Here is a 22,846-nt window from a genome sequence, read left to right on the forward strand (position 1 = left end):
TCAGACCTCGGTCCTGCTGCCCCTGCGGCGGGCGGCGTAGGCGATGGCCCCGGCCACCACCAGAGTGATGCCCACGCCGACGAGGCCCGCGACGCCGACGGGTACCCCGCCGACGTCGCCGTAGTCGGCCAGCGCCCACGAGCCGAGCGGGTGGTCGGTGGCCTGGCCGAGGAAGCCCTTGTTCTCGGCGACCGCCTCCAGACCGTCGGGGTCGGAGGAGGCGAAGAAGGAGACCACGCCCGCGAGCAGGAGCGTCACGCCGATGCCCCCGACCAGGAACGGCCTGACACCGCCCGCGACCTGCCTGTCGGCGGCGGCGGCCGCCGCGACGGTGGAGGTCGCGCCGTCCGCGCCCTTCAGCACGAGCGGCGCGCTCAGGCCGCGCGCGCCGTACACCAGGTCGGGCCGTACGGCCAGCACCGCGCCGACGGTGGCGGTGGTGATGAGCGCCTCGCCGATGCCGATGAGCACGTGGACGCCGCCCATGGCGGCCGCCACGGCGGCGGCGTCGACCGGGGCGGTGCCGCCGACCGCGAACAGCGCGGAGAAGGCCAGCGCGGAGACCGGCACCGAGACCAGCGCGGCGAGGAAGGCGCCGGCGCTCACCCCCGCCTTGCTCCTGACGGCCCTGGTGACCAGGCGGAAGACGCCCCAGCCGACCAGTACGGTGACCACGCCCATGATCAGCACGTTGATGCCGAGCGCGGTGACGCCGCCGTCGGCGAAGAAGACGCACTGCACGAGCAGCACCACGGCCATGCACAGCACACCTGTGTAGGGCCCGACGAGTATCGCGGCCAGCGCGCCGCCGAGCAGGTGTCCGCTGGTGCCCGCCGCGACGGGGAAGTTGAGCATCTGGACGGCGAAGATGAAGGCGGCGACCAGACCGGCCATGGGCGCGGTGCGGTCGTCGAGCTCCCTCTTCGCGCCGCGCAGGCATACCGCCACGCCCGCCGCCGCGACGACACCGGCGGAGACGGAGGTAGCGGCGTTGAAGAAGCCATCGGGTACGTGCACAGCCAAGCCTCCATGGAGGGGGATCAAACGTCCCTACTTTAAGTGATGGCCTTGCACCTGCATATATGTGGCAATTAGTCGAGGAGCCTACGAAGGAGGGCGCGGGGTGTGATCTTGCGCACGACGGTGCTCAACCTGCCCTTGCCCGCCGTCGCGTAGGGCCTGACGCTGCTGCGCACGGGGCCGCGCCACCAGCTGCGCGGCTCGGCCACCGTGTCCGCGTCGGCCTCGATCCTGAAGCGCGCGGGCGGGCCGCCGAGCTCAAGCTCCAGGTAGGCGTCCCAGGTGCCGGGCGCGAACCTGCCCACCGCGGGCCTGGAGGCGAACATCCCGCCGGGCAGCGACACCACCCGTTCGGTGCGCTCCCTCCCGGTGTGCCGCTCGCGCCAGACCAGCTGGCGGACGGCCCCCGCCTCGGGGATGCCGTCTCCCCCGACCGTGATGGCCCCGTCGATCACCAGCCTGTGCCCGAGCGCCCACCTCGTGCGGGTGAGCCGCACGGAGCCGGGCACGCTGAGCACGTGCCCGCCGACGTCGAGGCTCAGGTTGCCGTTGGACCTGGTGAAGTACGGCAGCGCGACCACGTTGCCGACCAGCCGGGGGGCGGGCCTGGTGATGCCGCTCTCCCTGTCGGCGCCCAGCCTGCCCAGGCGGACCACGCCCTCGCACTCGACGGCGACGTGCAGGTCCCACACGCCTGAGGTCAGCTCGGCCAGGTCGATCCTGGCGGAGAAGGCGTGCCCGTCGGTCTCGGCGGGCACTGCCACCTCGCCCGCCTCCTCGTTCCTCGACCGCAGCACCAGCGCGACGCCGCCCTGGCCGTCCAGGCCGTCGAGGGTGGCCTCGCCCTCCACCACCAGCCTGTCGCCCTCCCACCGCAGCCCGGTCAGGCGGCGCCACACGGTCGCCGCCTCGATGTCGGCCAGCCGTACGAGCCTGTCGATGTCGCCGAGTGCCGACAGGCGCTGCCTGTCGGTCGTGGTCAGCCTGGCCATGACGCCGGGGGTCATCCACTCGTCGCACAGCGCGGCGACCTCGTGCACGATCTCCTTGCGCCGCACCTCGTCGGCCGCCAGGAAGGGCACGCCGAGCTGGGCGAAGATGTCGAGCCTGAAGTGGCGGCGCAGCAGGTGGTCCCGCAGCGGGCCCGGCTCGACGTGCTGGGCCATCAGCGCGATCGGTCTCCTGATCATGGCGAGCCAGCCGAGCGGGTCGCGGCTGGAGGGCTGCTGCATGATGCTGCTGCCGTCGGGCCTGGCGACCAGGTGGTAGCAGTCGTAGTCGGCCACGACGGAGATGACCTTCGCGTGGCAGTAGGCGTGGACGCTGAAGTAGATGTCCTCGCCGACCAGCTGGCCCTCGGCGAACCTGATGCGGTGCCTGTCGAGCAGCTCCCTGCGGAAGAGCTTGAAGCAGCTCAGGCTGTTGTAGACGGCGCTGGTGCCCAGCTCGGCCCGGTCGGCGCTGGCCTGGAACATCGAGACCGGCGCCCTGCGGCCGTGGCCGACGATCTTGCCGAGGACGATGTCGGAGCCGTTGCGGTCGGCGACGGCGAGCATGCGCTCCATGGCCTCGGGTCCGAGGTGGTCGTCGGCGTCGCAGAAGAAGACGTAGCGGCCCCTGGCGTGCTCGATGCCGGTGTTGCGCGGGCCGCCCGCGCCGCCGGAGTGCTCGGCGCGCACCACCCTGATCACGCCCCGGTGGTAGTGGGCGTAGAGGTCGAGCAGGTCGGCGCTGCCGTCGGTGGAGCCGTCGTCGACGACGACGATCTCCTTGTTCACCCGCTGCACGAGAGCGGAGGTCAGGCTGCGATCGAGAAAGTCCCTGCAGTTGTGAACAGGGATGATGACGCTGACGTCGACACTCCCGTCGTCGGACCCCGTTGGTTGTTCAGCCACAGCCGCGCCCCTCAGCCGTCACGTTCCGCTTACATCCCGTTTCAGTATGTGACTAGGGAAGGGCGTGGCGTGGCCGATCGGGCGTGTTCATGCCCGTCCTTTTAGGCCAGCAGACATATCCCCCAGAGCTGCGTATTTGCAGATTAAAAGGGGTGTCGCGGGAGCGCTGAATTCCTCCCGGGCGTAGAGAATCATCCCCGCAGGGAACAGTGCCCTACCCCCGGCCCTCCCGCGTGATCCGGAAGTACGGATCGCGCGTCTACACTCAGGCAACCTTGACCGGGGAGGTGGCAGGAATGGGAACGGAACTCAGCCGTCAGACGACCGAGGATCCAGCCGTGCGCTCTGCCGAGCGCATCGTCTCCTCCGCACGACTGGGCGAGCTGTACGAGTGCTCGGCGCTGTTGCGCCGCACACGGCAGCGCGCCGAGGAGATCGTGAACGAGGCACGGGCCCTGCTCGCGGAGGCCGAACTCTACGGAGACCCCATCCGCGTGCTCGCGCTCAACGCCCAACTCGAGGAGGCACGTGCGGCCTACCGCAGAATTCTCCAGGCCTACACCACGATCTGCAGGAAGATCGCCGAGGAGCGGAGCGCCATCATCATGGCGCAGGTCAAGGAGACCAGGACCGCCATGAACGAGGGATTGTCAGGCGTCGCCTGACAGGCGTAGCGTCAGGATATGCCTGACACATGGAAGGACAGACTCCGCTGCTCGTTCTGTCACAAGAAGAGCACCGAGGTCGCCAAGCTCGTGGCGGGGCCTGGCGTCCACATCTGTGACCAGTGCATCGGCCTGTGCAACGAGATCCTCGAGGCCGAGCGGCTCGACGCCTCGCCCGAACCCAGGCTCCCGATGTGGGAGGAGATGAGCGTCGAGCAGATCCTCGGCCACCTCCCCAAGATCGCCGCCGTGCAGGTGCAGATCGACGACAACCTCCACGACTGGGTGCGCCACCTGCGCACCCGCGACGTGAGCTGGGAGCGCATCGGCGCCTCGCTCAACATGACCAGGCAGTCGGCCTGGGAACGCTTCAGGTAAACCGGTGTGATCAGTGGGGCGTCTCATGATCAGGGAGGCCCACCATGCAGGTTCTCGATGGCCTCGCGGCGACCGACCTGACCGAGCTCAGGCTTGAGCTTCTGCTGGTCAGCGCGCTGCATGAGGAGGCCGATCGGCTGGCCGCCGAGTGAACGGGCTCCAGCTCCCCGGCAGGGGCCGGGGAGCTGGAGCAGGGGGCTCAACGCAGGTCGGGCGGCAGGCGCCGCCTCTTCAGGGCCAGGTGCAGGTGGAGCCTGGTCAGCCCGTCGTCGAGATCGGCGCCGAGCGCGCCGGCGATGCGGCCGAGCCGGTAGTAGAGCGTGGTCCTGTGCAGGTGCAGGCGGGCCGCCGTGCGCTGGGCGTTGCCGCCGAGGTCGAGATAGGTCTCCAGGGTGTGGGCCTGCTCGCCGTCCAGTGGGGCCAGCGGGTCGTCGGCCGCGCCGAGCAGCACGCGGTAGACCCCCAGCTCCGACCACGAGACGTGCCCGGGCAGGGCGGGGTCGGCCGCGGCGAGATGCGCGGCGGCCAGCGCCTGCCGGTAGCTCTCCGGAGCCGCGTCGAGCCCGGCGGGGTCGCTGTAGCCGCGGGAGACGCCCTCTTCCAGCGGAGCGCTCTCCGCGGGATGGCGCAGAAGGTAGGCCGCGTGGGTGTCGGTCACGAACCCGCCGATGGCGTGACGCTCCCTCCGCGCCGAGGCGGGGATGACGACGCACACCTGGACGAGCTGGGGCGGCATCCTCTCCCAGCCCTGTCCTGTGGTGAGCAGGCGGCGGACCAGCGTGTCAGGGTCCTCCCGCCAGTCGGCCGCCAGATCGCGAGCGGCCTCCTCCGCCAGGGCCAGCGCCTCGTCGTCGAGCGACTGGCCGGGGTCGAGCAGCCACAGGTAGCCGAGGCAGCGCCCGCCGTGCCTGATGGGCACGCAGACCCGCGCGCCCATCCCGAGCTCTGGGTTGGCGGGCAGGCGCACGGCGGAGGTGGCGGTGGCGATGCCGTGCCTGTCCTGCCACCGGCTGACCTCGGGAGCGATCTGCCTGGACAGGATCGCGGCCACGCGCACGGGATCGGCGTCGGCGTGCATGGAGCTGTAGGCGAGCAGGTGGCCGTCGGGGTCGTCGACCGAGACGCTGCGCTCGATGACCGCCGCGAGCGCGTCGAGCCTTGCCTGCATCCGACAAGTGTAGGAGCGGGTCCCTTCATCCACACCATGCGCCGGCGCGAAGGGCCTGCCTAACCTGACCCCATGCTCGCCCCTCGCTCCTGGGTACCCGCCGCCTCCGAGGACCTCGTCCGACGCGGCGCGGCCGAGGTCGCCGCCCAGAACCCGCTGTCCACGCTGGCCGAGATCGACAGGCTCGCCGCCCGCAACCACGAGATCCACGACGTCGAGTGTGTCAACCTCAACCCCGCGGCCAACATCATGAACCCGCGGGCGGAGGCGCTGCTGTCGGCGAACCTCGGCTCGCGCCCGTCGCTCGGCTATCCGGGCGACAAGTACGAGATGGGCCTCGAGGCGATCGAGCAGATCGAGATCATCGCCGCCGCGCTGGCCGCCGAGGTCTTCTCCGCCCGCTACGCCGAGGTCCGCGTCGGCTCCGGCGCGCTGGCCAACCTCTACGCCTTCATGGCGACGTGCCGTCCAGGCGACACGATCATCGCCCCTCCGCCCTCCATCGGCGGCCACGTCACCCACCACGCGGCGGGCGCGGCCGGTCTCTACGGCCTGACCACGGTGGACGCGCCCGTCGCCGCCGACGGCTACACCGTGGACGTCGCCGCGCTGCGCGAGCTGGCCGCGCGGGTCAGGCCCAAGCTGATCACCATCGGCGGCAGCCTCAACCCCTTCCCCCACCCGGTGGCCGCCGTGCGCGAGGTCGCCGACGAGGTGGGGGCGCGGGTGCTCTTCGACGCCGCCCACGCGTGCGGGATGATCGCGGGAGGCGTCTGGCCCAACCCGCTCGCCTCGGGCGCCCACCTGATGACGATGAGCACCTACAAGAGCCTCGGCGGTCCCGCGGGCGGTCTGGTCGTCACCGACTCGGCCGACCTGGCCGAGCGGCTCGACGCCATCGCCTACCCGGGCCTGACGGCCAACTTCGACGCGGGCCGTACGGCGGCGCTGGCCGTGGCGCTGCTCGACTGGAAGGTCGCGGGCAAGGCGTACGCGGAGATGATGGTGGGCACCGCCCACCAGCTGGCCACCAGCCTGGCCGAGCTCGGCCTGCCGGTCTTCGGCGGCGGCACCAACTCCCACCAGTTCGCCCTGCTGGCCCCTGGCGGCGGCCAGGCCGCGGCCCGCAGACTGCGTCAGGCGAACCTGCTGGCCTGTGGGATCGGCCTGCCCGTCGCCCCCGTGGCGGGCGACGTGAACGGGCTGCGCCTGGGCACGCCCGAGGTGGCGAGGCTCGGCATGAAGGAGGACGACATGCCGGTCCTGGCCTCCTTCATCGCCCGCGGTCTCGACCCTTCGACGGATCCGGCGTCGGTGGCCCCCGAGGTGACGGCCTGGCGCGCCGGCTTCTCCGGCGTCCACTTCACCTGCTAGACGGCGCGTTGCACCCTGGCCGCCCTCGCCGCGGCCCCCGCGCGGCGGGGCAGGCCCACGGTGACGACCAGCCCGCCCTCGGGGCGGGGAAGCGCGGTGACGGTGCCGCCGTGCGCGTCGACGATGGCCCTGACGATGGACAGCCCGAGCCCCGAGCCGCGTTCGGACCTCACCCTGTCGCCCGACAGCCGCCTGAAGGGCTCGAACAGGTCGTCCACGTCGTACGGAGGCACCACGGGCCCGGTGTTCTCCACGGTGATCACCGCCGACTCGTTCTCGCTGGAGACCCTGACCCAGATCTCTCCGTCGCGCACGTTGTACTTGATCGCGTTCTCGATGAGGTTGAAGACGCACCTCTCCAGGAAGAGCGGGTCCCCCTCGGCCATCGCGGAGCCGAGGTCCTGGTGGATCGTGACACGCCGCCTGCGGGGGTGCAGGTCGGCCTGCTCCATCGCGGTCGCCACCACGTGACGCAGCTCGACGGGCTTGCGGGCCGACAGCTCCTGCTCCGACTGGGCGAGCAGGAGCAGCCCCTCGATCAGCCGCTCGTGGCGGGAGTTGGTGCCGAGCAGCGCCCTGGCCAGCGCCTTGAGGTCGGGCGAGGCCTCGGGCTCCTCCAGCGACACCTCCAGCACCGTACGGTTGACCGCCAGCGGGGTGCGCAGCTCGTGCGAGGCGTTGGCGATGAACCTGCGCTGCGCGTCGAAGACCCTGTGGAGCCTGTCGAGCATCGCGTCGAAGGTGTCGGCCAGCCGTTTGACCTCGTCTTTCGGCCCCACCAGAGCGATGCGCTCGTGCAGGTTGCTCTCCGACAGCCGCTCCGCGGTCTCGGTGACCCTGTCGAGCGGTCGCAGCGCGCGGTCGGCCACCAGGTAGGCGACCACGACCGCGGTGATCCCGATGAGCACCATGATCATCAGGGAGGAGCGCAGCATCTCCTCCAGCACGTCGGCCGCCCTGTCGCCGACCGCCCGCTTGACCGCCACGTCGATCTGCTCCTTGGACGGCAGCGCCCCGCCAGGACCGGTCTTCGTGTACGCCATGACCATCTGCTTGCCCAGGGCGTTGGCCGTCAGGATGTAGGTGAACCAGAGCAGCACCGAGCCGGCCACGAAGAACAGCACGCCGTACAGCACGGTGAGTCGTGTCCTCAGCCCGAGCCTCACAGCCGGTACCCCTTGCCCGGCACGTTCTCCAGGACCGGCGGCGCGCCCAGCTTCCTGCGCAGCGCGGTCATGGTGACGCGCAGCACGCTGGTGTCTCCCTCGGCGAACTCGTCCCACACCTCCCTGCGCAGCTGGGCCGAGCTGACCAGCCGGCCTTCGGCGCGCATCAGCTCCCGCAGCAGGTCGAACTCCTTGCGGCTCAGCGCGAGCTCGCGTCCGTCCCTGGTGACCGTACGGCGGGCGGGGTCGAGCCTGATCCCCGCCCGCTCCAGCACCGGCTGGGCCACCGCGGAGGTACGGCGGGCCAGCGTCCTGATCCTGGCCACCAGCTCGGCGAAGGCGAACGGCTTGACCAGGTAGTCGTCCGCGCCGAGGGAGAGCCCGTCGACCCGGTCGCGCACCTGCCCCGCCGCGGTGAGCATGAGGATTCTGCTCTTGCTCGTCAGCTCCCCGCAGACGTCGTCGCCGTGCACCTCCGGCAGGTCACGGTCGAGGACGACGACGTCGTAGTCGGTGTAGGAGGCCCGGTCCAGCGCCTCCTGGCCGTCGTAGGCCACGTCGACGGCCATCGCGTGCAGCCTGAGGCCCCTCGCGACGGCGTCGGCCAGTTGTTCCTCGTCTTCGACGATCAGCACCCGCATGTCTCAGAGAGTGCAGCACCGACTGTTAGTCGCGAGTAAGCGCCTTATCCGGCTTTAGCGCCCCGTTCGGTGAAGTGTGCCGCATGAGAACACGACTAGTGCTGGCCTCCCTGCCACTGCTCCTCCTCACCGCCTGCGGCAGCGCCCCCACCACCGCCGAGGTGGCGAGCGCCGAGGGCACGGGGAAGACCGGCAGCGCCAAGCCCAGCCCATCCGCCACGGTCGACAGGGCCGAGGCCCAGCTCAAGTTCGCGCAGTGCATGCGTGAGAACGGCGTCGACATGGCCGACCCCGACCCCAACGGCGGCATCCGCATCGAGGCCAAGAAGGGCGGCGCCGACCAGGGCCTCATGGACAAGGCCATGAAGGCCTGCAAGGAGCACCTCGACGGCGCGATCGGCGACAAGGCCGCCCAGGATCCCAAGCGTCGCGACCAGATGCTCAAGTTCGCCCAGTGCATGCGCGAGCACGGCGTCGACATGCCCGACCCCAGCGCCGACGGCATGGTGAAGATGACCGTGCCCAAGGGCAGCAGCGAGGCTACGGTCAAGGCCGCCCAGGAGGCGTGCAAGGAGCTCGCGCCCGGCATGGCTGGGGGCGGATCGTGAGAAAAGGCGTTCTCGCGGGCGCCTGCCTTCTCGCGGTCGCGGCGGCGGGGACGGCGCTGGTCGTCCTCACCGAGGGGGGCAGCACCGGCGTGGCCGCACAGAGCGCCGCGCTGGTGCCCGCCACCGCGCCCATCACCAAGCAGGACCTGGTGGACACCAAGACCGTGGAGGGCTCGCTCACCTACTCGGGCGAGCGCCAGGTCTCCTCGGGCAAGGCGGGCACCGTCACCTGGGTTCCCGAGGAGGGCTCGATCATCAGGCGCGGCCGCTCGCTGCTCAAGATCGACCGCGAGCCCGTCGTCCTGATGTACGGGAAGCTGCCCCTCTACAGGACCCTGGAGCAGGGCATCGACGACGGCCCTGACGTCGAGCAGCTGGAGCGCAACCTGAGAGCGCTCGGCTACGACGACTTCACCGTCGATGACCACTTCTCCTACGCCACCTACCTGGCCGTCCTCGAATGGCAGGAGGACAGGGGCCTGCCGGAGACGGGGCGGGTGGACGCCTCCCAGGTGGTGTTCCTCCCCTCGGCCGTCAGGGTGACCGAGGCCAAGGCCACCGTCGGCGCCAGAACCGCTCCAGGCCAGCAGGCCCTGACCGTCAGCGGCCTGCGGCGGCTCGTCCACGTGGACCTCGACACCGGCGACCAGTCGCTGGCCAGGAAGGGCGCCAAGGTCGAGGTCGAGCTGCCCGGCGGCGAGACGATGGCGGGGAAGATCACCTCGGTCGGCACGGTGGCCAAGAGCGCCCAGGACGGCACGACCATCGACGTCGACATCACGCTGGCGAAGACCCCGAAGACCAGGCTCGACCAGGCCCCCGTCGAGGTCGAACTGGTCAGCGAGCGCAGCGAGGACGTGCTCGCCGTACCGGTGGAGGCGCTGCTCGCGCTGCGCGAGGGCGGCTTCGGAGTCGAGGTCGTGGAGGGCACGCGCGCCCGGCTGGTCCCGGTCAAGGTCGGCGCGTTCGGCGGCGGCATGGTCGAGATCACCGGCGAGGGCCTGACCGAGGGCATGAAGGTCGGGGTGCCGTCGGAATGAACATCGTCGAGCTGCGCGGGGTCACCAAGACCTACAACGGGCACGTCCACGCGCTGCGCGGGGTGGACCTGACCGTCTCCACGGGGGAGCTGCTGGCGATCATCGGCCCCTCCGGGTCGGGCAAGTCCACGATGCTCCACATGATCGGCACCCTCGACCGGCCGACCACGGGGTCCGTGCGGATCGCGGGGCACTCCGTCCTCGACCTGACCGATCGGCAGCTGTCCGCGTTGCGAGCCCGCCACCTCGGCTTCGTCTTCCAGCAGTTCCATCTCTCGCCGGGGGTGAGCGCCCTGGACAACGTGGCCGACGGGCTCCTCTACACCGGCACCCCGCTGCGTACCCGCCGCGAGCGGGCCGCGTCGGCGCTGGAGCGCGTGGGGCTCGGACATCGGCTCGACCACAAGCCGAACCAGATGTCTGGCGGCGAGCAACAGCGCGTCGCCGTGGCCAGGGCCGTGGTCGGCGATCCTCCGCTGCTGCTGGCCGACGAGCCGACGGGCAACCTCGACTCGGCGGCGGGCGCGGAGGTCCTGAAGATCATCAAGGAGCTCCATGAGGGAGGCACCACGATCGCGATCATCACGCACGACAACGAGATCGCCGAATGGTGTCCCCGGCAGGTACGGGTCAGGGACGGGCTGGTGCTGTCATGAAGCCGGCGAGGCTGAGCCTGTCCGACGTCTTCAGGGTGGGCGCGTCAGGGCTGCACGCCCGTCCGACCAGGGTGATCCTCTCGGCGCTCGGGATCGCGATCGGCATCGCCACGATGATCGCGGTGATCGGCATCTCGTCGTCGTCACGCGAGGAGCTGCTGCGCCAGCTCGACAAGCTCGGCACCAATCTGCTGACGGTCTCGGCGGGCAGCACCGTCTTCGGCGAGCCGTCCAAGCTGCCCGTCGGCGCGGTCGACATGGTCTCCCGCATCGCCCCCGTCACCTCCGCCGCCGCCACGGGGAGCGTCTCGGCCACCGTGCGGAGGACCGCTCACATCGACGAGGCGGTCACCGGAGGCATCACCGTCCAGGCCGCGACCACCTCCCTGCTCACCACGCTGGAGGGGGGCGTGGCGAAGGGGACCTGGCTGAACGACGCCACCTCCCGCCAGCCCGCCGTCGTCCTCGGCGCCAGGGCCGCCGAGCGGCTGGGGATCACCCGCACCGGGGTGCGCGTCTGGATGGGCGGCCGGTGGTTCACCGTGATCGGGATCCTCGGCCCCATGCCGCTGGCCCCCGAGATCGAACGCTCGGCGCTCATCGGCTTCCCCGTCGCCGAGGAGGAGCTCGGCTTCGACGGGCACCCCACGACGCTCTACGAGCGGTCCGCCGAGGAGGCGGTGGAGGCGGTGCGGGAGGTCCTGCCCCGTACGGTCAACCCGGAGAACCCCTCCGAGGTCGAGGTCAGCCGCCCGTCCGACGCGCTGGCGGCCAAGGCCGCGGCCTCGGGCGCCTTCACCAACCTGCTGCTGGGCCTCGGCGCCGTGGCGCTGCTGGTCGGCGGGGTGGGCGTGGCCAACACCATGGTCATCTCGGTGCTGGAGCGCAGGAAGGAGATCGGGCTGCGGCGCTCGCTCGGCGCCACGCGAGGGCAGGTGCGGGTCCAGTTCCTCTCCGAGTCGCTGCTGCTGTCGGCGCTGGGCGGGGTCGCGGGCGCCGTCCTTGGCGCTCTGGCCACCATCGGGTACGCGCTGTCGCAGGGCTGGCCACCCGTCGTCCCGCCGTGGTCGATCGGCGGCGCGGTCGGTGCCACCCTGATCATCGGCACGGTGGCGGGGCTGTACCCGGCCATGCGCGCGGCCCGCCTGTCACCCACGGTGGCGCTGTCCACCTCCTGACCCGCCGATCCGAGCAGGGCGGCGGCATCGACCCGATTCCCGATGCCGCCGCCCTGCTCGCATGACCCGCCCCGGCATGCGCGGGCTGACCATGATGGCGACCTCAGCTCGACTCCTCAGCTCGACTCCTCAGCTCGACTCCTCCGCCTCGGCGACGAGCTCCTCGCTCCACAGCCTGCGCATCTCCGCGCAGCCGTCCAGCAGCTCGTCGAGCGGGCCGCGGCCGACGACCCTGCCGCGGTCGAGCACGACGACCTGGTCGGCCCGTTCGAGCGCCGCCTTCCTGTGCGAGACCACGAGCAGCGTCTCGGGCCCGCTCCCTTCGCGGGCCGCGTGGGCGATCCTGTCCCACAGCAGCCTCTCCGTCTCCACGTCGAGCGCGGACGACAGGTCGTCCACGACCAGCAGGTCCGGCCGCCTGACCAGCGCCCGCGCGGCCGTCGCCCGCTGCACCTGCCCTCCTGACAGCCGTACGCCACGGGGCCCGACGACCGTGTCCATGCCGTCGGGCATCGCCGCGAGGTCGTCCTCGAAGGCCGCCAGCTCCAGCGCGCGCTCGACTTCGTCGTCGCCCGCCCGACTGCCGAGGAGCAGGTTCTCCCTCAGCGACTCGGAGAACAGCCGCGGGACCTGGCTCGCGTACGCCACACGGCCAGGAACCATGAACGTCCCTGGATCGTCGACGCGCACGCCGTTCCACAGGATCGTCCCCTCGTCCGCGGGCAGCAGACCGAGCAGGGCGCGCACCAGCGTCGTCTTGCCCGCGCCGACGGCCCCCGTGATCACCGTGAACGAGCCCCGCCTGACCCGCAGGTCGACCTCGTGAACGCCGCGACCGCTCGCGTCGTGGCGGACGGTCAACCCCCTGACCTCGACGACCTGGAGCGCCTCAGCTCGATCCGGCGGCGCGACGGAGGCGGGTGGGTCCGTGTGGAACCGGACGCCGGTGTTCCTCGACAGGTCGCCCGCGTCTTCGTGCGGAGCCATCAGCCTGGTGAGCCTTTCGGTCGAGACCGCGGCTTGGGGCAGGCGGTAGAGGATCACCCCGATGGTGCGCGGCAGCGCCGCCAGCCAGCCGACGTAGCTGGTGAACAGCGCCAGACGACGGCCGCGGTGAGCGCGGCGGCGGAGCGGGGGCGGGGCCGGAGGTGGCGCAGGACGTCGCCTGCGGAGGCGGCCATCAGCTAGACCCGCCGCTTCACGCGCAGCAGGTACTCCTTGCGGTTGAGCGGGTTGTGGTCGGTCCTCCGCCTGCCCCGAACCGGCCCGGAGACCGGCTGGTGGCGGTCGAAGGCGCACTCCAGCTCACCCTCCCCGCGCGTCAGCGCGGGCAGCTGCCGCTGCAGCCCGTGCACCATGGCCGCGGGGATCTCTCCTTCCAGCACGTACGCCGAGCCCCTGCTCTCCGAGCTCTGCGGTACGGCCCGCAGCCGCGCCAGCGCGGCGACCACCTGGCCGAACGTGTCGGCCGGGATCTCCAGCCTGAAGCGGTGCATCGGCTCGTACACCCTGGTGCCCGCCTGCCTGAGCGCGCTCATCAGCACCAGCGGCGTCAGGTTGCGGAAGTCGCCCGCGGTGCTCGACATGCTCTTGTCGAAGACGGCATGGGAGTGGCTCTGCCGCGCCGCGTAGCCGGAGTGCGTCATGGTGACCGTGCAGTCGGAGATCTCCCACCCGTGGACGCCCTGCAGCAGGGCCAGGCGCACGGTGTCCTCGACTGCCTTGAAGAACGTGGGCGGCATCGACCCTGGCTCGACCTCCAGCCCGAACTCCACCCCTGTGCCGGCCGGAGCGGGCTCCACGCGCAGCCCGACGGTCGCGAGGAACGGGTTGTCCTCCGCGTGCATGATCTCGACGGCCGCGCCCGTGCCGCTGAGCCGTTCGACGCAGATGGTCGTCGTCTCGCGGAAGGTGACGTCCACGTGGAAGTCCTCGGCCAGCGTGGCCTGGATGACCTCCTTCTGCACCTCGCCGTAGAGGGAGACGAACACCTCCCGCCTGATCTCGTCCTGGCGCACGTTGATCAGCGGGTCCTGCTCGGCGAGGTGGGCGAGCGCGAGGTGCAGCGCGCCCCTGTCCTCGGGCCGCGCGGGCACGACCACGCTCTCCAGCGTGGGAGGGGCGAAGTGGTGAGCCTCCGCCTCCTTCGCGGGGGTGCCTATCGTGTCTCCGATGCGGATGTCGGTCAGGCCCCGGACCTTGGCGATCCGCCCGGCGACGACCTCCCCTCGCTGGACGGCGGAGCCACGCTCGAACACGCTGATCGCGGTGACCCTTCCGGCCTCCGTCTGCTCCCTGACGGGGAGGGCGCCGGAGAACATCCGCACGTAGGCGATCTTCTCCCCCGCGGGACCGCGCTCGACCTTGAAGACGGTGCCCGAGGCGGGGCCGTCCACGTCGCCCTCGATCGCGGGCAGCAGCTCCCCGATGCCGGAGATCAGCGAATCCACCCCGGCCCCTGTCACCGCCGAGCCGAAGAAGACCGGGTGCACCAGTGCCCGTCGGGTCTGCGCCGCCAGCTCCTTGCGGAGCACGCCGTATGGCACCCGCGCCCCGTCGTCGACGAAGGCGGCGAGAAGCGCGTCATCGCCCTCGGCGAGGACCTCCGCGAGCCTCGCCGTGAACGCCGCGTCGGCGGCGCCGTAAGGCTGGAAATCCGAGCGCCGCGTGCCCACCTCGCGCACCGATCCCATCGCGATGACGGCAGGGGTGAGTTTCTCGGAGATCGCCCACAGCACGCGCTCGTCCTGCGCGCCGCCACGGTCGGTCTTGTTCACGAAGACGAGCGTGGGAATGCGCAACCGCCGCAAGGTCCGCATGAGCACGCGGGTCTGCGCCTGCACGCCCTCGACGGCGGAGACGACCAGAACGGCGCCGTCGAGCACGCTGAGCACCCGCTCCACCTCGGCGATGAAGTCGGGGTGGCCGGGGGTGTCGATCAGGTTGACGGTGACGCCGCCGATCTCGAACGACACGACGGCGGACTTGATGGTGATCCCGCGCTGTCGTTCGAGCGCAAGGGAGTCGGTCTGTGTGTTGCCCTCATCGACGCTGCCGACTTCGTCGATGACACCGGCGGCGTGGAGCAGCCGCTCGGTCAGGCTCGTCTTACCGGCGTCTACATGCGCCAGAATCCCCAAGTTCAACGTGCTCACGGAGCGACATGTCCTCAAGATAGGTGGCATTTACCTTTTGGGTGGACATGTAAGCCGTGCGCATTTCCGTCTCCTTGATCGGCGAGCGGTCATCTCGAGTAGAGCAGACGGCCGCCTCGGCGAACAACCGATTTGTCATCGGGCAGAACCGGCCTCGAGGGTCTGGACGGCGTGCTCGACCCAGGCGTCCAGGAACCGGTCCGCCTCGAGATCGCCAGGCGTGTGCCCGATGAGGATGTTCAGCAGCGGATAGTAGGTCAGCGACGAGATCAGCACGGCCGCCGTCGCCTCGGGGTCGGCCACGTCGGTTCCCTGTGCCCTGATCCACTGGGCGGCCTCGCGGTAGAGGGTCGCGATGACGCTCTGCCACATGCGCTCGAAGAGCTCGGAGAAGCCGTGGTACTCCCGCAGCATGATCCGGATCAGGTCCCTGTCGCCCTCGATCACCGACCAGACGACGCTCGCCATCAGCCGGAGGGCCTCACGCGGGTCGGCAGGCGCCTCGGCGACCGTCTCCCTGTTGCGCAGGGTCATGAGTTCCAGATTGCGCTGGACGGCCGCCTCCAGCAGCGCCCCCTTGGAGGGGAAGTGCTTGTAGAGGGCGCCCGAGCCGGCGGTCAGCCCGCAGGCGACCTGGATGTCGGCCACCGAGGTCGCGTCGTATCCCTTGCTCGCGAACAGCCGTACGGCCTCGGTGAGCAGACGGTCGCGCGTCACGCCGGGGGTGGTTCTCGCCATGGAAAGAGATTACTCTCTTTCCATGGTCCAAGTAACAGTGGAACAGGTCATCCGCTGCACCCCGGAACGGTTCCTCGCGTTCGTCATGGACGCGGAGAGGTACGCGGACATCGACGACAAGATCGGAGCCATCGACTGGGTGCGCCGCACCGGCGACGTCACCGAGTTCAGGTTCCGCCCTGCCCTCCCTGGCATCCCCGGGCCCGCACCCAAGCTGGTATCCCAGATGCGGCTCACTCCGGGCGAGCGCGTCGACGTCAGGTACGCGCCCCTGCCGCAGAACCGGCTCAACCACCGGCTGTCGAAGTTCGCGGCCAGCTTCGTCGCCGAGCCCGCCGCCGAGGGCACCAAGGTGACCAGGACGATCTCGATCGACTTCGCCCCCTGGATCGGCTGGCTCCTCGAACCGATCCTGCGCCGCCACCTTCCCGCGGACGTGGAGAGGGAGATCCGCGGGGCGAAAGAGCGCCTGGAACGAGAGTGACCGCGACGGGCCTGCGCCCTGAGGGTCAGTCGGCGATGGCCTGGTAGGCGGTGGTCCAGAAGTCCTTGTGGAGGCGGGGCGTGTCCAGGGAGTCCATCGCCGCCTGGGTGAACAGGATCCCGGTCAGCCCCTCGGCCGGATCGGCGTAGGCCGTGGTCCCCAGTCCGCCGTCCCAGCCGAACTGACCCACCGACGCCAGGTCGCGTCGGTGCGTACGGACGGCCATCCCGAAGCCGTAACCGCCGTGCCTGCCGAAGTGGTCGCCGAAGGCGTCCTTCTCGACCTTCTGCTCCGGAGTCAGGTGGTCCGTCGTCATCAGCTCGACCGCCGCACGGGACAGGATGCGCTCGCCGTGATGCGTGCCCTTGTTCAGCAGCATCCGGTAGAAGGCGTGGTAGTCGTCCACGGTCGAGACCAGCCCGTCACCGCCCCTCTCGAAGACCGGCGGCGAGCTGTACTTGCCGCCTGCCGCCTCGTCCCACACGACCAGCCCGCCGGTCTGCGGGTCGTGGGCGTAGCTGGCCGGCAGCCTGTCGATCTTCTCGGCGGGCACGTGGAACCCGGAGTCCTTCATCCCGAGCGGGCCGAAGAGCCGCTCACGCAGGAACGCCTCGAACGACTGCCCCGCCACCCGCTGGACGAGCACGCCGAGCACGTCGGATCCCGTGTGGTACTGCCACAACGTCCCCGGCTGGTGCATCAGCGGAAGCCGGCCCAGCCGGCCGAGCCATTCGTCGGGCCCCGCCTCCGGCGCGGAGCCGTCCAGGCCCAGCTCGCGCATGGCGACCTGGATCGGGTAGGTGTCAGGAGCCGCCAGCACCGCCCCGAAGCCGAAGGTGAAGGTCAGCAGGTCCCGTACGGTGATCGGCCGCAGCGCCGGCACCGTGTCCTCCAGCGGGGAGTCGATGCTCCTGAGCACCTGGCGGTCGGCCAGCTCGGGCAGCCACTCGTCGACCGGGTCGTCCAGCCGCAGGCGGCACTCCTCGACCAGGAGCATCACGGCGGCGGCGGTGATCGGCTTGCTCAGCGACGCCAACCGGAAGATCGTGTCCCTGCGCATCGGCGCGCCACCGCCTGCGTGCAGCGTGCCCATCGTCTCGACGTGCGTGTCCTCGCCCCTGCCGACCAGGGCGACCAGTCCGGGGATCCTGCCGGACTCCATGTGCCGGGCCAGCACCTCACGCATCCGGCGCAGCCCCGCCTCCGACAGCCCCCTGTTGTTGTCCTTCATCGCCCAGTTGCCCTGCGTGTCCCAGGTGGCGGTGGTCGACATGGTCTCTCCTTCACGTCCTGCGTACGGCGTTCCCTTCATGCGAACACTGTACGCACAATGCCATGGCGTACGCAAGGCCGGAGACGCGCGCGCCTTTCGTCGACCGCCTGCCACCGAACCCCTCACGGACGTCCTCGACCCAGCAGGCCAGCGCTCGCGCTGGCCGTCGACCATGCGGTGTCGCGTCAGCGGTCGTGTCAGGACGGCAACGGCCCGGTATCAGAGCGGTCGGCGAAAGTTAACGCCATGAACGGTTCAGCGACCGCGGCCTCAAGACCGGGCGAGATCCACTCGGGCGACCCGACCTGAGTGATCCAGACCCCGGGCACACACAGGACCGCATCCGCGAGCCGTCCGTTCACCTGAATCTCGGATCCGAAGGAGCACACCACCATGTCCATCACCCTCACCGACCAGGACAAGACCACCCTCCGCCTCGCCGCGTGGGGCGCCATCTCGCTGATGGCCGCCGCCGGCGCCGCCGGCTCACCCCACAGGGCCGCCACCCACGGCTCCATCGCCCTGACCTCCGCGACCGGCCTGGCCGGGCACGTGCTCACCAAGGCACCCAAGGGCGTGAAGTACGGCAAGTCCGTGGCCGAACTCGCCGACCAGGTGCTGCCGGCCCTGACGGCAGCCATGAGCCTGCTCAAGAAGCAGACTCCGGCAGAGGCCGACAACTTCCGCCGCACCGTCATCGTCGCCATCGAAGCAGCCGCCCAGACCCACAAGGGCCAGCCCAGCCCCACCATGGCCGACATGATCCGCAAGATCACCGAAGCCCTCGACGCCGCCTGACGGGATGTCGACCCGCGTAACCACAGCTGGTCACGGGGTTCCTCTCCGGATCCCGGCTCATCGCCCCCGTGCTCATCGTGCCCGGGCCGAGCACCCATTCATCGACTGCCCGCGTGACGTCCGCAGACAGACGTCATGCGGGCCGGCCCAGATGCCGGCCAGCACCTCCGCCAGCTTCGCCGGCGGGGACACGGCCTCGCTTTTGTCGTCAGGTCCGCCGATGCCTGGCCTCAGCAGGCGCGCCGAAGACCTCGGCGAGAGGCGGGCACCCGGGCTCCTCGGTCGATCCGGCGTTCCTCGGGAGCCGAGGACGCCGCCCTATTGCTGCGTGTCGGAGGACGTCTCCGCGATCTGCACGCTCAGACCTCGGGTGTCCGAGTCGAGGAGGAGCTCGCCGAGCTGTCGCCTCTGCTCCGGCGTGAGCCGTACCGGCCACACCGCAGGCAGCACGAGGACGTCGCCGTTCGGAAGGGCGACCAGGTCAAGTGGTAGCGAGGGGGATGAGATCACAGTACGTCTACTGTCCCACGTCAGGACGCTACGCGAGCCGTCTTCGCGTCTTCTCGCTCGAGGAAGGCCATGGCGCGCAGGCGCGCTCCTCACGCCATCCGCTCGAACCCGACCCGCCGCCGCGTCACCATTCCTCCTCCAGTAGGTCGATCTGCCCTTCGCAGTTCCAGCCTCGCGGCACCCCGGTGATCCTCAGCGGCTTCCGAGGCGCCAGCCCCAACCTGGCCGCGCACTCGGGCCCGATCCCCGCGGCCCTCGACTCGGGGGTACGAAGGGTGTGCTTGCACGCTTCACACCGCACCACGTGTTCGCGCACGAAAGGCTCACTCAGATCGAAGAGGGTCACCGCCACATCCTTCATCCCGCCCTCCTCGAACCCGTCGCGATGAACAGCGCACCACCACGTATGTACCCACAGCCGCCCCCGCGCATGGGAGCGCGCACCGTCAGGAGCCGGGGCGAGATCGGACGACGGCTCCTACGAACCCGGTGCGCTTCCCGCCCTGCCGCTGCGCCGCACCACGGGGATGTGCACCCCCTTGAGGAGAAGTGCGGCCACGAACGCCACGTTGCCGAGGATTCTCAGGTGGTCCCTGTAGAGCTCGAGCTCGGTCATATCGCTGTAGCCGATGGCGATCGCGAGTCCGATCAACGCGGCGGCGGCGCCGAACAGCATGTAGGTGAATCGGCTCAGGAGGGGCCGGTTCGCGCCGCGGTGACCACGACAGCCGTGTAGCGCATCGTGAAGCGGCCTCCCATGGCGTCGACAGCGGCCCCGATGCCCGCCAGCACCTCCGCCAGCTTCGCCGGCGGGACCTGGCTGAGGCCGCCTTGGGTGGGCAGCTGGTCCAGCCACTCGTCCGTGGTGTAGGACTGCTCCCAGTCGAATCGCCACTGCTCCGGGTCGCCGAACGCGCCCGCCCGCCCCATCCCGTCGGCCGCCTTGCCGAACAGCACCGCGTACCCGTCCAGGGCGGACATCGCCTGCCGGTGGCCCCGCGCCACCAGCGAGTCGGGCACCACCCGGTCGTAGACCGCGGCGAAGGCCTCCGTCGCTTCGGGCGGGGGCTGGCCCACGTTCCAGAACGCCGCCAGCCGTCCGCCTGGCCGCAGCACCCGCGCCGCCTTCGCCGCTCCCACGACCGGGTCGACCCAGTGCCAGGCCTGCCCGGCGATGACCGCATCGAAGTTCCGGCCGGCGGGATCCCAGTCCTCGAACGTCGCCACCTCGACCTCGACCCCGCCGCGCCGCGCGAAGTCAGCCATCCGCGCGTCGGGCTCGACCCCGAGCACCTTGCAGCCGGCGGCCTGGAACTGCCGGGCCTCTATGCCGGTGCCGATGCCGACGTCGAGGACGTCAGGCCCTGGGCCGGCGGCCACGATCCGGTCCACCATGGCTTCGGGGTAGCGGGGCCTGGTGCGGTCGTAGCGTTCGGCGTCCGATCCGAACGACTCCGCTGCCTGTCGGTGTCGATGAGGTTCGTTCTCGGCGAGACGCGCTCGCTCCAAATGAGGCTCGCTCTCGGCCTGACGTACTCGCTCCGGCGGTATAGTGGGCATGCGCCCACTATGAATGGGCGCTCGCCCACTCGTCAACCGGGCGGGCCTCGCGAGCGAAGGAGCGAAGCACGGTGCCGACAGGGGTGGCCATCCACGACGCGCGCGCCCAACTCTTCGACGCCGCCGAGCGCATCCTGCTCAGGGACGGGCCGAACGCGCTGACCAGCCGGGCGGTCACCACGGAGGCGGGCTGCGCCAAGGGCGTCCTGCACCGGCACTTCGCCGACTTCGACGCCTTCCTCGCCGAACTCGTACAGGACCGCATCAGCCGGATCGGCAGCCAGGCCATCTCCCTGCGCGAGTCCGCAGGCACCGGCACCGTCGCCGACCACCTCACCGGCGCGCTGATGGAGCTGTTCGGGTCGGTCGCCGTGGCGATCGTCGGCCTCATCACCTTCAGGGACGACCTGCGCGCCCGGCTTCGCCAGGCCACCCCGACCGGCGTCCCGGTACTCACCGAAGCCACGGCCATGATCGCCTCCTACCTCGCAGGCGAGCGCGACCTGGGCCGCATCGCCGCCGACGCCGACGTCGACACGCTCGCTCCCACACTGATCGGGGCCGGGCACCTGCTCTTCGCCGACCGCGAGGCCACCCCGCCGGAGGCCGAGGCCGTGCACAAGGTCGTGACCACGGTCATCGCCGGCGTCCTGCGGGAACCGCCGCCGTGAACGGCCCGCGCCCGGGTCAGCCGATCCTGCTGTCGACCACACCGCCCACGTCGCCGCTCCAGACGTCGTCGTCCTCGTGAAGCCAGGTGCCGGATTCGTGATCCTGCTCCTCCTGACCGCTCGCACCGCCCGTCCCGCTCATTGGCATGAAGGGCGAGCCCATGCCGTGCGAGGCGGTGGCCCGGCCGTTGACCGGACCCGGTCCGAGGCTCGTGCCGGCACCGGGAACGCCGAAGGCGGTGGCCGGGGAGTGGTTCGGACTCGCCGGGGTGGAGTGGTTCAGAATCGCCGGGGTCGAGAGCGGGCTCGCCGGGGTCGAGTGGAGCGTGGTGCCGGGCGGGTCGATGGGGCGCTGGAAGTCCGCGAGCTCGGTTGGCGGGGCAGCGGGCCGTCCGAAGGCACGTGCGGGATCGTCCGGGCCGCGGGCGGAGTGGCTCGGCGACGGGGCGTCACCGTCCGGCTCCTTGGTGTCCGGGTCGGCGTCGGGCGATGGGGTGCCCGGCTCTCGACCGGGATCCGGCCCGCTCCGGCCGTCCGGATGACCAGGAAGGTGGGGGGCGTTCGTGATGCGGGGGGCCGGGGAAGGTCGGCCCCTCACCGGCAGGGCTGCCACCCGAGAGGCCGGTGGGGGCAGGGCCCGCGTCGGAGGCGGAGGGGCTCGAGATACCGGGGAACGCCGGTTTGCCGAAGGGCACGCCTGATGCCCGCGATGAGGCCCTTGACCTCCTCCACGCTCCGATCGTCGTGGTCGACCGTCCACTCGCCGCGGGAGGGCTTGAGCCAATGAGTCTTCTTGATGCTCTCCTCGGCCATGGCCCTACACACCGCCCAGGTTCGCGCCGCTCGCGGCCTTGTAGTTGCCGGCCCCGGCGTCGACGAGCGCGATGGCGGCGTCCAATGTCTTCTGGACCTCCCGGTAGACCGTGACGAACTCCTGGTGGCTGGTCTCCAGCATCTGGGCGAAGGTGAGACCGCCCTCCCACCTGCCGATGCTCTGCAACTGCGTCTTGAGCTGCGCGAGCGTGGTGTAGCGGGTCAGATCGTCGATGGAGCCCTGGCCGGCGGTCAGGCCGCTCCCCTCGCCGCTCCCGCCTTCGCCGGTCAGGCGGCCCAGCACGTCTCTCAGCGCCTGAGCCGATCCCGCGATCGCTCTGTCGTTGTAGACGACGCCGTCTCGTTCCGCGTCCAGTCCTGGCCAGTCGTATTCGAGTGGTACCGGTTCCGGCGCCATGCTCGCCTCCTCAGAGGTATCCGATCACCGGGAACGCTGAAACGGCACGCTTCGGCGCTGCTCGACAAGGCGCACCATACCATTCCGTATGGTGCGCTCCCGGAGGACGAGGCTAAACTTGGATTATTCGTTCTCTTGTATCATTCGTGTTTATAACGGTAGGTTTGCGACATGACCGCATCCAGGACTCCGACCATCGCCGAGGAGCTGCGCGGTGCCGGCCTGCGGGTGACGGCCGCCCGCGTCGCGCTGCTCGAGACCGTCCGGGACGGTGACCATCTCGGCGTCGAGGCGATCGCCTCCGGGGTGCGTGATCGCGTAGGTCATATCTCTCTGCAAGCCGTGTACGAGGCCCTCCACGCGCTCAACGCCGCGGGGCTCGTACGCCGCATCGAGCCACCCGGCAGCCCCGCCCTGTTCGAGGGGCGCGTCGGGGACAACCATCACCACCTCGTGTGCCGGTCGTGCGGTGCCGTCGCTGACGTCGACTGCGCGGTCGGCCATGCGCCCTGCCTGACCGCCTCCGACGACCACGGCTTCTCGATCGACGAGGCCGAGGTCATCTACTGGGGCCTGTGCCCCGGCTGTTCCACCACCCGCAGTTCCTGAGCACCGTGATCTGCCAGTCCGGAAGGAT

The 22,846-nt window shown here is 70.6% G+C and carries 26 protein-coding genes and 1 pseudogene; 11 read left to right on the top strand and 16 right to left on the bottom strand.

All coding sequences use genetic code 11. The features are described from left to right. Together ABFX55_RS31825 and ABFX55_RS31830 are read right to left on the bottom strand one after the other, a co-directional pair. Complete coding sequence (locus ABFX55_RS31825; RefSeq protein ID WP_346126364.1) at positions 1-1,017, bottom strand: energy-coupling factor ABC transporter permease; 1,017 nt, start codon at positions 1,015-1,017, stop codon at positions 1-3. 74 nt (positions 1,018-1,091) lie between these two features. Further along, on the bottom strand, positions 1,092-2,915 hold the full coding sequence (locus tag ABFX55_RS31830; protein ID WP_346126365.1) for a glycosyltransferase family 2 protein: 1,824 nt from the start codon (positions 2,913-2,915) through the stop codon (positions 1,092-1,094). 338 nt (positions 2,916-3,253) lie between these two features. Here ABFX55_RS31830 and ABFX55_RS31835 point away from each other — a divergent pair, with 338 nt between their 5' ends. Continuing rightward, positions 3,254-3,580, top strand: coding sequence for a hypothetical protein (locus tag ABFX55_RS31835; protein ID WP_346126366.1), 327 nt, complete (start codon positions 3,254-3,256; stop codon positions 3,578-3,580). Between the two features lie 18 nt (positions 3,581-3,598). Continuing rightward, positions 3,599-3,766: pseudogene (locus ABFX55_RS31840) on the top strand (ClpX C4-type zinc finger protein); the annotation flags it as partial. A gap of 391 nt (positions 3,767-4,157) precedes the next feature. Here ABFX55_RS31840 and ABFX55_RS31845 read toward each other — a convergent pair. Further along, entirely contained in the window at positions 4,158-5,126 is a 969-nt protein-coding gene (locus ABFX55_RS31845) for a PucR family transcriptional regulator (RefSeq protein WP_346126367.1), read from the bottom strand. A 72-nt stretch (positions 5,127-5,198) separates the two neighbouring features. Between ABFX55_RS31845 and ABFX55_RS31850 the strand changes: the two genes are divergently transcribed. Further along, a complete protein-coding gene (locus ABFX55_RS31850) occupies positions 5,199-6,500 on the top strand; it encodes a serine hydroxymethyltransferase (RefSeq protein ID WP_346126368.1) in 1,302 nt (433 codons plus the stop codon). Here ABFX55_RS31850 and ABFX55_RS31855 read toward each other — a convergent pair. Next, positions 6,497-7,666, bottom strand: a complete 1,170-nt coding sequence (locus ABFX55_RS31855; protein WP_346126369.1) for a sensor histidine kinase — start codon at positions 7,664-7,666, stop codon at positions 6,497-6,499. The genes ABFX55_RS31850 and ABFX55_RS31855 overlap by 4 nt on opposite strands. Then, a complete protein-coding gene (locus tag ABFX55_RS31860) occupies positions 7,663-8,307 on the bottom strand; it encodes a response regulator transcription factor (RefSeq protein WP_346126370.1) in 645 nt (214 codons plus the stop codon). The genes ABFX55_RS31855 and ABFX55_RS31860 overlap by 4 nt, the downstream gene beginning before the upstream one ends. Positions 8,308-8,390: 83 nt before the next feature. On the opposite strand from ABFX55_RS31860, the gene ABFX55_RS31865 reads away from it, so the two are divergent. The 4 genes from ABFX55_RS31865 to ABFX55_RS31880 are packed head-to-tail and all read left to right on the top strand — an operon-like array spanning position 8,391 to position 11,789. Next, the gene (locus ABFX55_RS31865; protein WP_346126371.1) at positions 8,391-8,915 is read left to right on the top strand and encodes a hypothetical protein; all 525 of its coding nucleotides are present in this window, start codon (positions 8,391-8,393) and stop codon (positions 8,913-8,915) included. Continuing rightward, positions 8,912-9,955, top strand: coding sequence for an efflux RND transporter periplasmic adaptor subunit (locus ABFX55_RS31870; RefSeq protein ID WP_346126372.1), 1,044 nt, complete (start codon positions 8,912-8,914; stop codon positions 9,953-9,955). The genes ABFX55_RS31865 and ABFX55_RS31870 overlap by 4 nt, the downstream gene beginning before the upstream one ends. Next, the gene (locus ABFX55_RS31875; RefSeq protein ID WP_183651057.1) at positions 9,952-10,611 is read left to right on the top strand and encodes an ABC transporter ATP-binding protein; all 660 of its coding nucleotides are present in this window, start codon (positions 9,952-9,954) and stop codon (positions 10,609-10,611) included. Before ABFX55_RS31870 ends, ABFX55_RS31875 begins: the two co-directional genes overlap by 4 nt. Then, positions 10,608-11,789, top strand: coding sequence for an ABC transporter permease (locus tag ABFX55_RS31880; RefSeq protein ID WP_346126373.1), 1,182 nt, complete (start codon positions 10,608-10,610; stop codon positions 11,787-11,789). The genes ABFX55_RS31875 and ABFX55_RS31880 overlap by 4 nt, the downstream gene beginning before the upstream one ends. A 129-nt stretch (positions 11,790-11,918) precedes the next feature. Here ABFX55_RS31880 and ABFX55_RS31885 read toward each other — a convergent pair whose 3' ends face one another. From ABFX55_RS31885 to ABFX55_RS31895, 3 genes are all read right to left on the bottom strand, one after another. Then, positions 11,919-12,833, bottom strand: coding sequence for an ATP-binding cassette domain-containing protein (locus tag ABFX55_RS31885; RefSeq protein ID WP_346126374.1), 915 nt, complete (start codon positions 12,831-12,833; stop codon positions 11,919-11,921). 140 nt (positions 12,834-12,973) lie between these two features. After that, complete coding sequence (locus ABFX55_RS31890; RefSeq protein WP_346126375.1) at positions 12,974-14,944, bottom strand: GTP-binding protein; 1,971 nt, start codon at positions 14,942-14,944, stop codon at positions 12,974-12,976. 135 nt (positions 14,945-15,079) lie between these two features. Next, a complete protein-coding gene (locus tag ABFX55_RS31895; protein WP_346126376.1) occupies positions 15,080-15,682 on the bottom strand; it encodes a TetR/AcrR family transcriptional regulator in 603 nt (200 codons plus the stop codon). A 22-nt stretch (positions 15,683-15,704) separates the two neighbouring features. On the opposite strand from ABFX55_RS31895, the gene ABFX55_RS31900 reads away from it, so the two are divergent. After that, positions 15,705-16,166 carry an SRPBCC family protein gene (locus tag ABFX55_RS31900; protein ID WP_346126377.1) on the top strand — a complete coding sequence of 154 codons (462 nt, stop codon included), beginning with the start codon at positions 15,705-15,707 and terminating at the stop codon, positions 16,164-16,166. Between the two features lie 25 nt (positions 16,167-16,191). Here ABFX55_RS31900 and ABFX55_RS31905 read toward each other — a convergent pair whose 3' ends face one another. Then, positions 16,192-17,439 (bottom strand): serine hydrolase domain-containing protein, encoded by a 1,248-nt coding sequence (locus ABFX55_RS31905; protein WP_346126378.1) that lies wholly within the window; start codon positions 17,437-17,439, stop codon positions 16,192-16,194. 197 nt (positions 17,440-17,636) lie between these two features. After that, positions 17,637-17,840 carry a hypothetical protein gene (locus ABFX55_RS31910; protein WP_346126379.1) on the bottom strand — a complete coding sequence of 68 codons (204 nt, stop codon included), beginning with the start codon at positions 17,838-17,840 and terminating at the stop codon, positions 17,637-17,639. On the opposite strand from ABFX55_RS31910, the gene ABFX55_RS31915 reads away from it, so the two are divergent. Continuing rightward, positions 17,833-18,237: a hypothetical protein gene (locus ABFX55_RS31915; RefSeq protein WP_346118568.1), complete on the top strand. Its 405-nt coding sequence runs from the start codon at positions 17,833-17,835 to the stop codon at positions 18,235-18,237. The two genes, ABFX55_RS31910 and ABFX55_RS31915, sit on opposite strands and share 8 nt — an antisense overlap. A 318-nt stretch (positions 18,238-18,555) precedes the next feature. Here the strand turns inward: ABFX55_RS31915 and ABFX55_RS31920 are convergent, their stop codons facing one another. The 4 genes from ABFX55_RS31920 to ABFX55_RS31935 form a co-directional block, all read right to left on the bottom strand. Continuing rightward, positions 18,556-18,747, bottom strand: coding sequence for a hypothetical protein (locus ABFX55_RS31920; RefSeq protein ID WP_346126380.1), 192 nt, complete (start codon positions 18,745-18,747; stop codon positions 18,556-18,558). A gap of 124 nt (positions 18,748-18,871) precedes the next feature. Beyond that, complete coding sequence (locus ABFX55_RS31925) at positions 18,872-19,108, bottom strand: DUF6011 domain-containing protein (RefSeq protein WP_346126381.1); 237 nt, start codon at positions 19,106-19,108, stop codon at positions 18,872-18,874. A 117-nt stretch (positions 19,109-19,225) separates the two neighbouring features. After that, positions 19,226-19,423, bottom strand: a complete 198-nt coding sequence (locus ABFX55_RS31930; RefSeq protein WP_346126382.1) for a hypothetical protein — start codon at positions 19,421-19,423, stop codon at positions 19,226-19,228. A 14-nt stretch (positions 19,424-19,437) separates the two neighbouring features. Further along, a complete protein-coding gene (locus ABFX55_RS31935) occupies positions 19,438-20,307 on the bottom strand; it encodes a class I SAM-dependent methyltransferase (protein ID WP_346126383.1) in 870 nt (289 codons plus the stop codon). Positions 20,308-20,378: 71 nt separating this feature from the next. On the opposite strand from ABFX55_RS31935, the gene ABFX55_RS31940 reads away from it, so the two are divergent. Next, on the top strand, positions 20,379-20,978 hold the full coding sequence (locus ABFX55_RS31940; protein WP_346126384.1) for a TetR/AcrR family transcriptional regulator: 600 nt from the start codon (positions 20,379-20,381) through the stop codon (positions 20,976-20,978). A 16-nt stretch (positions 20,979-20,994) separates the two neighbouring features. Here ABFX55_RS31940 and ABFX55_RS31945 read toward each other — a convergent pair whose 3' ends face one another. Further along, positions 20,995-21,126 carry a hypothetical protein gene (locus ABFX55_RS31945; RefSeq protein WP_346126385.1) on the bottom strand — a complete coding sequence of 44 codons (132 nt, stop codon included), beginning with the start codon at positions 21,124-21,126 and terminating at the stop codon, positions 20,995-20,997. Between the two features lie 669 nt (positions 21,127-21,795). Next, on the bottom strand, positions 21,796-22,209 hold the full coding sequence (locus ABFX55_RS31950; RefSeq protein ID WP_346126386.1) for a hypothetical protein: 414 nt from the start codon (positions 22,207-22,209) through the stop codon (positions 21,796-21,798). A gap of 171 nt (positions 22,210-22,380) precedes the next feature. Between ABFX55_RS31950 and ABFX55_RS31955 the strand changes: the two genes are divergently transcribed. Further along, on the top strand, positions 22,381-22,818 hold the full coding sequence (locus ABFX55_RS31955; protein WP_346126387.1) for a Fur family transcriptional regulator: 438 nt from the start codon (positions 22,381-22,383) through the stop codon (positions 22,816-22,818). The last annotated feature ends 28 nt before the right edge of the window (positions 22,819-22,846 follow it).

Origin of the sequence: Nonomuraea roseola, assembly GCF_039535395.1 — a bacterium.
Taxonomy (GTDB): Bacteria; Actinomycetota; Actinomycetes; order Streptosporangiales; family Streptosporangiaceae; genus Nonomuraea; species Nonomuraea roseola.

Bases quoted from the DNA above. Each gene is read 5' to 3' on its own strand.
- ABFX55_RS31955 (WP_346126387.1), top strand. From the start codon at position 22,381: ATGACCGCATCCAGGACTCCGACCATCGCCGAGGAGCTGCGCGGTGCC.
- ABFX55_RS31845 (WP_346126367.1), bottom strand. From the start codon at position 5,126: ATGCAGGCAAGGCTCGACGCGCTCGCGGCGGTCATCGAGCGCAGCGTC.
- ABFX55_RS31915 (WP_346118568.1), top strand. From the start codon at position 17,833: ATGTCCATCACCCTCACCGACCAGGACAAGACCACCCTCCGCCTCGCC.
- ABFX55_RS31880 (WP_346126373.1), top strand. From the start codon at position 10,608: ATGAAGCCGGCGAGGCTGAGCCTGTCCGACGTCTTCAGGGTGGGCGCG.
- ABFX55_RS31935 (WP_346126383.1), bottom strand. From the start codon at position 20,307: ATGCCCACTATACCGCCGGAGCGAGTACGTCAGGCCGAGAGCGAGCCT.
- ABFX55_RS31850 (WP_346126368.1), top strand. From the start codon at position 5,199: ATGCTCGCCCCTCGCTCCTGGGTACCCGCCGCCTCCGAGGACCTCGTC.
- ABFX55_RS31905 (WP_346126378.1), bottom strand. From the start codon at position 17,439: ATGTCGACCACCGCCACCTGGGACACGCAGGGCAACTGGGCGATGAAG.
- ABFX55_RS31875 (WP_183651057.1), top strand. From the start codon at position 9,952: ATGAACATCGTCGAGCTGCGCGGGGTCACCAAGACCTACAACGGGCAC.
- ABFX55_RS31900 (WP_346126377.1), top strand. From the start codon at position 15,705: ATGGTCCAAGTAACAGTGGAACAGGTCATCCGCTGCACCCCGGAACGG.
- ABFX55_RS31895 (WP_346126376.1), bottom strand. From the start codon at position 15,682: ATGGCGAGAACCACCCCCGGCGTGACGCGCGACCGTCTGCTCACCGAG.
- ABFX55_RS31865 (WP_346126371.1), top strand. From the start codon at position 8,391: ATGAGAACACGACTAGTGCTGGCCTCCCTGCCACTGCTCCTCCTCACC.
- ABFX55_RS31930 (WP_346126382.1), bottom strand. From the start codon at position 19,423: ATGCTGTTCGGCGCCGCCGCCGCGTTGATCGGACTCGCGATCGCCATC.
- ABFX55_RS31945 (WP_346126385.1), bottom strand. From the start codon at position 21,126: ATGCCAATGAGCGGGACGGGCGGTGCGAGCGGTCAGGAGGAGCAGGAT.
- ABFX55_RS31910 (WP_346126379.1), bottom strand. From the start codon at position 17,840: ATGGACATGGTGGTGTGCTCCTTCGGATCCGAGATTCAGGTGAACGGA.
- ABFX55_RS31950 (WP_346126386.1), bottom strand. From the start codon at position 22,209: ATGGCGCCGGAACCGGTACCACTCGAATACGACTGGCCAGGACTGGAC.
- ABFX55_RS31925 (WP_346126381.1), bottom strand. From the start codon at position 19,108: ATGAAGGATGTGGCGGTGACCCTCTTCGATCTGAGTGAGCCTTTCGTG.
- ABFX55_RS31860 (WP_346126370.1), bottom strand. From the start codon at position 8,307: ATGCGGGTGCTGATCGTCGAAGACGAGGAACAACTGGCCGACGCCGTC.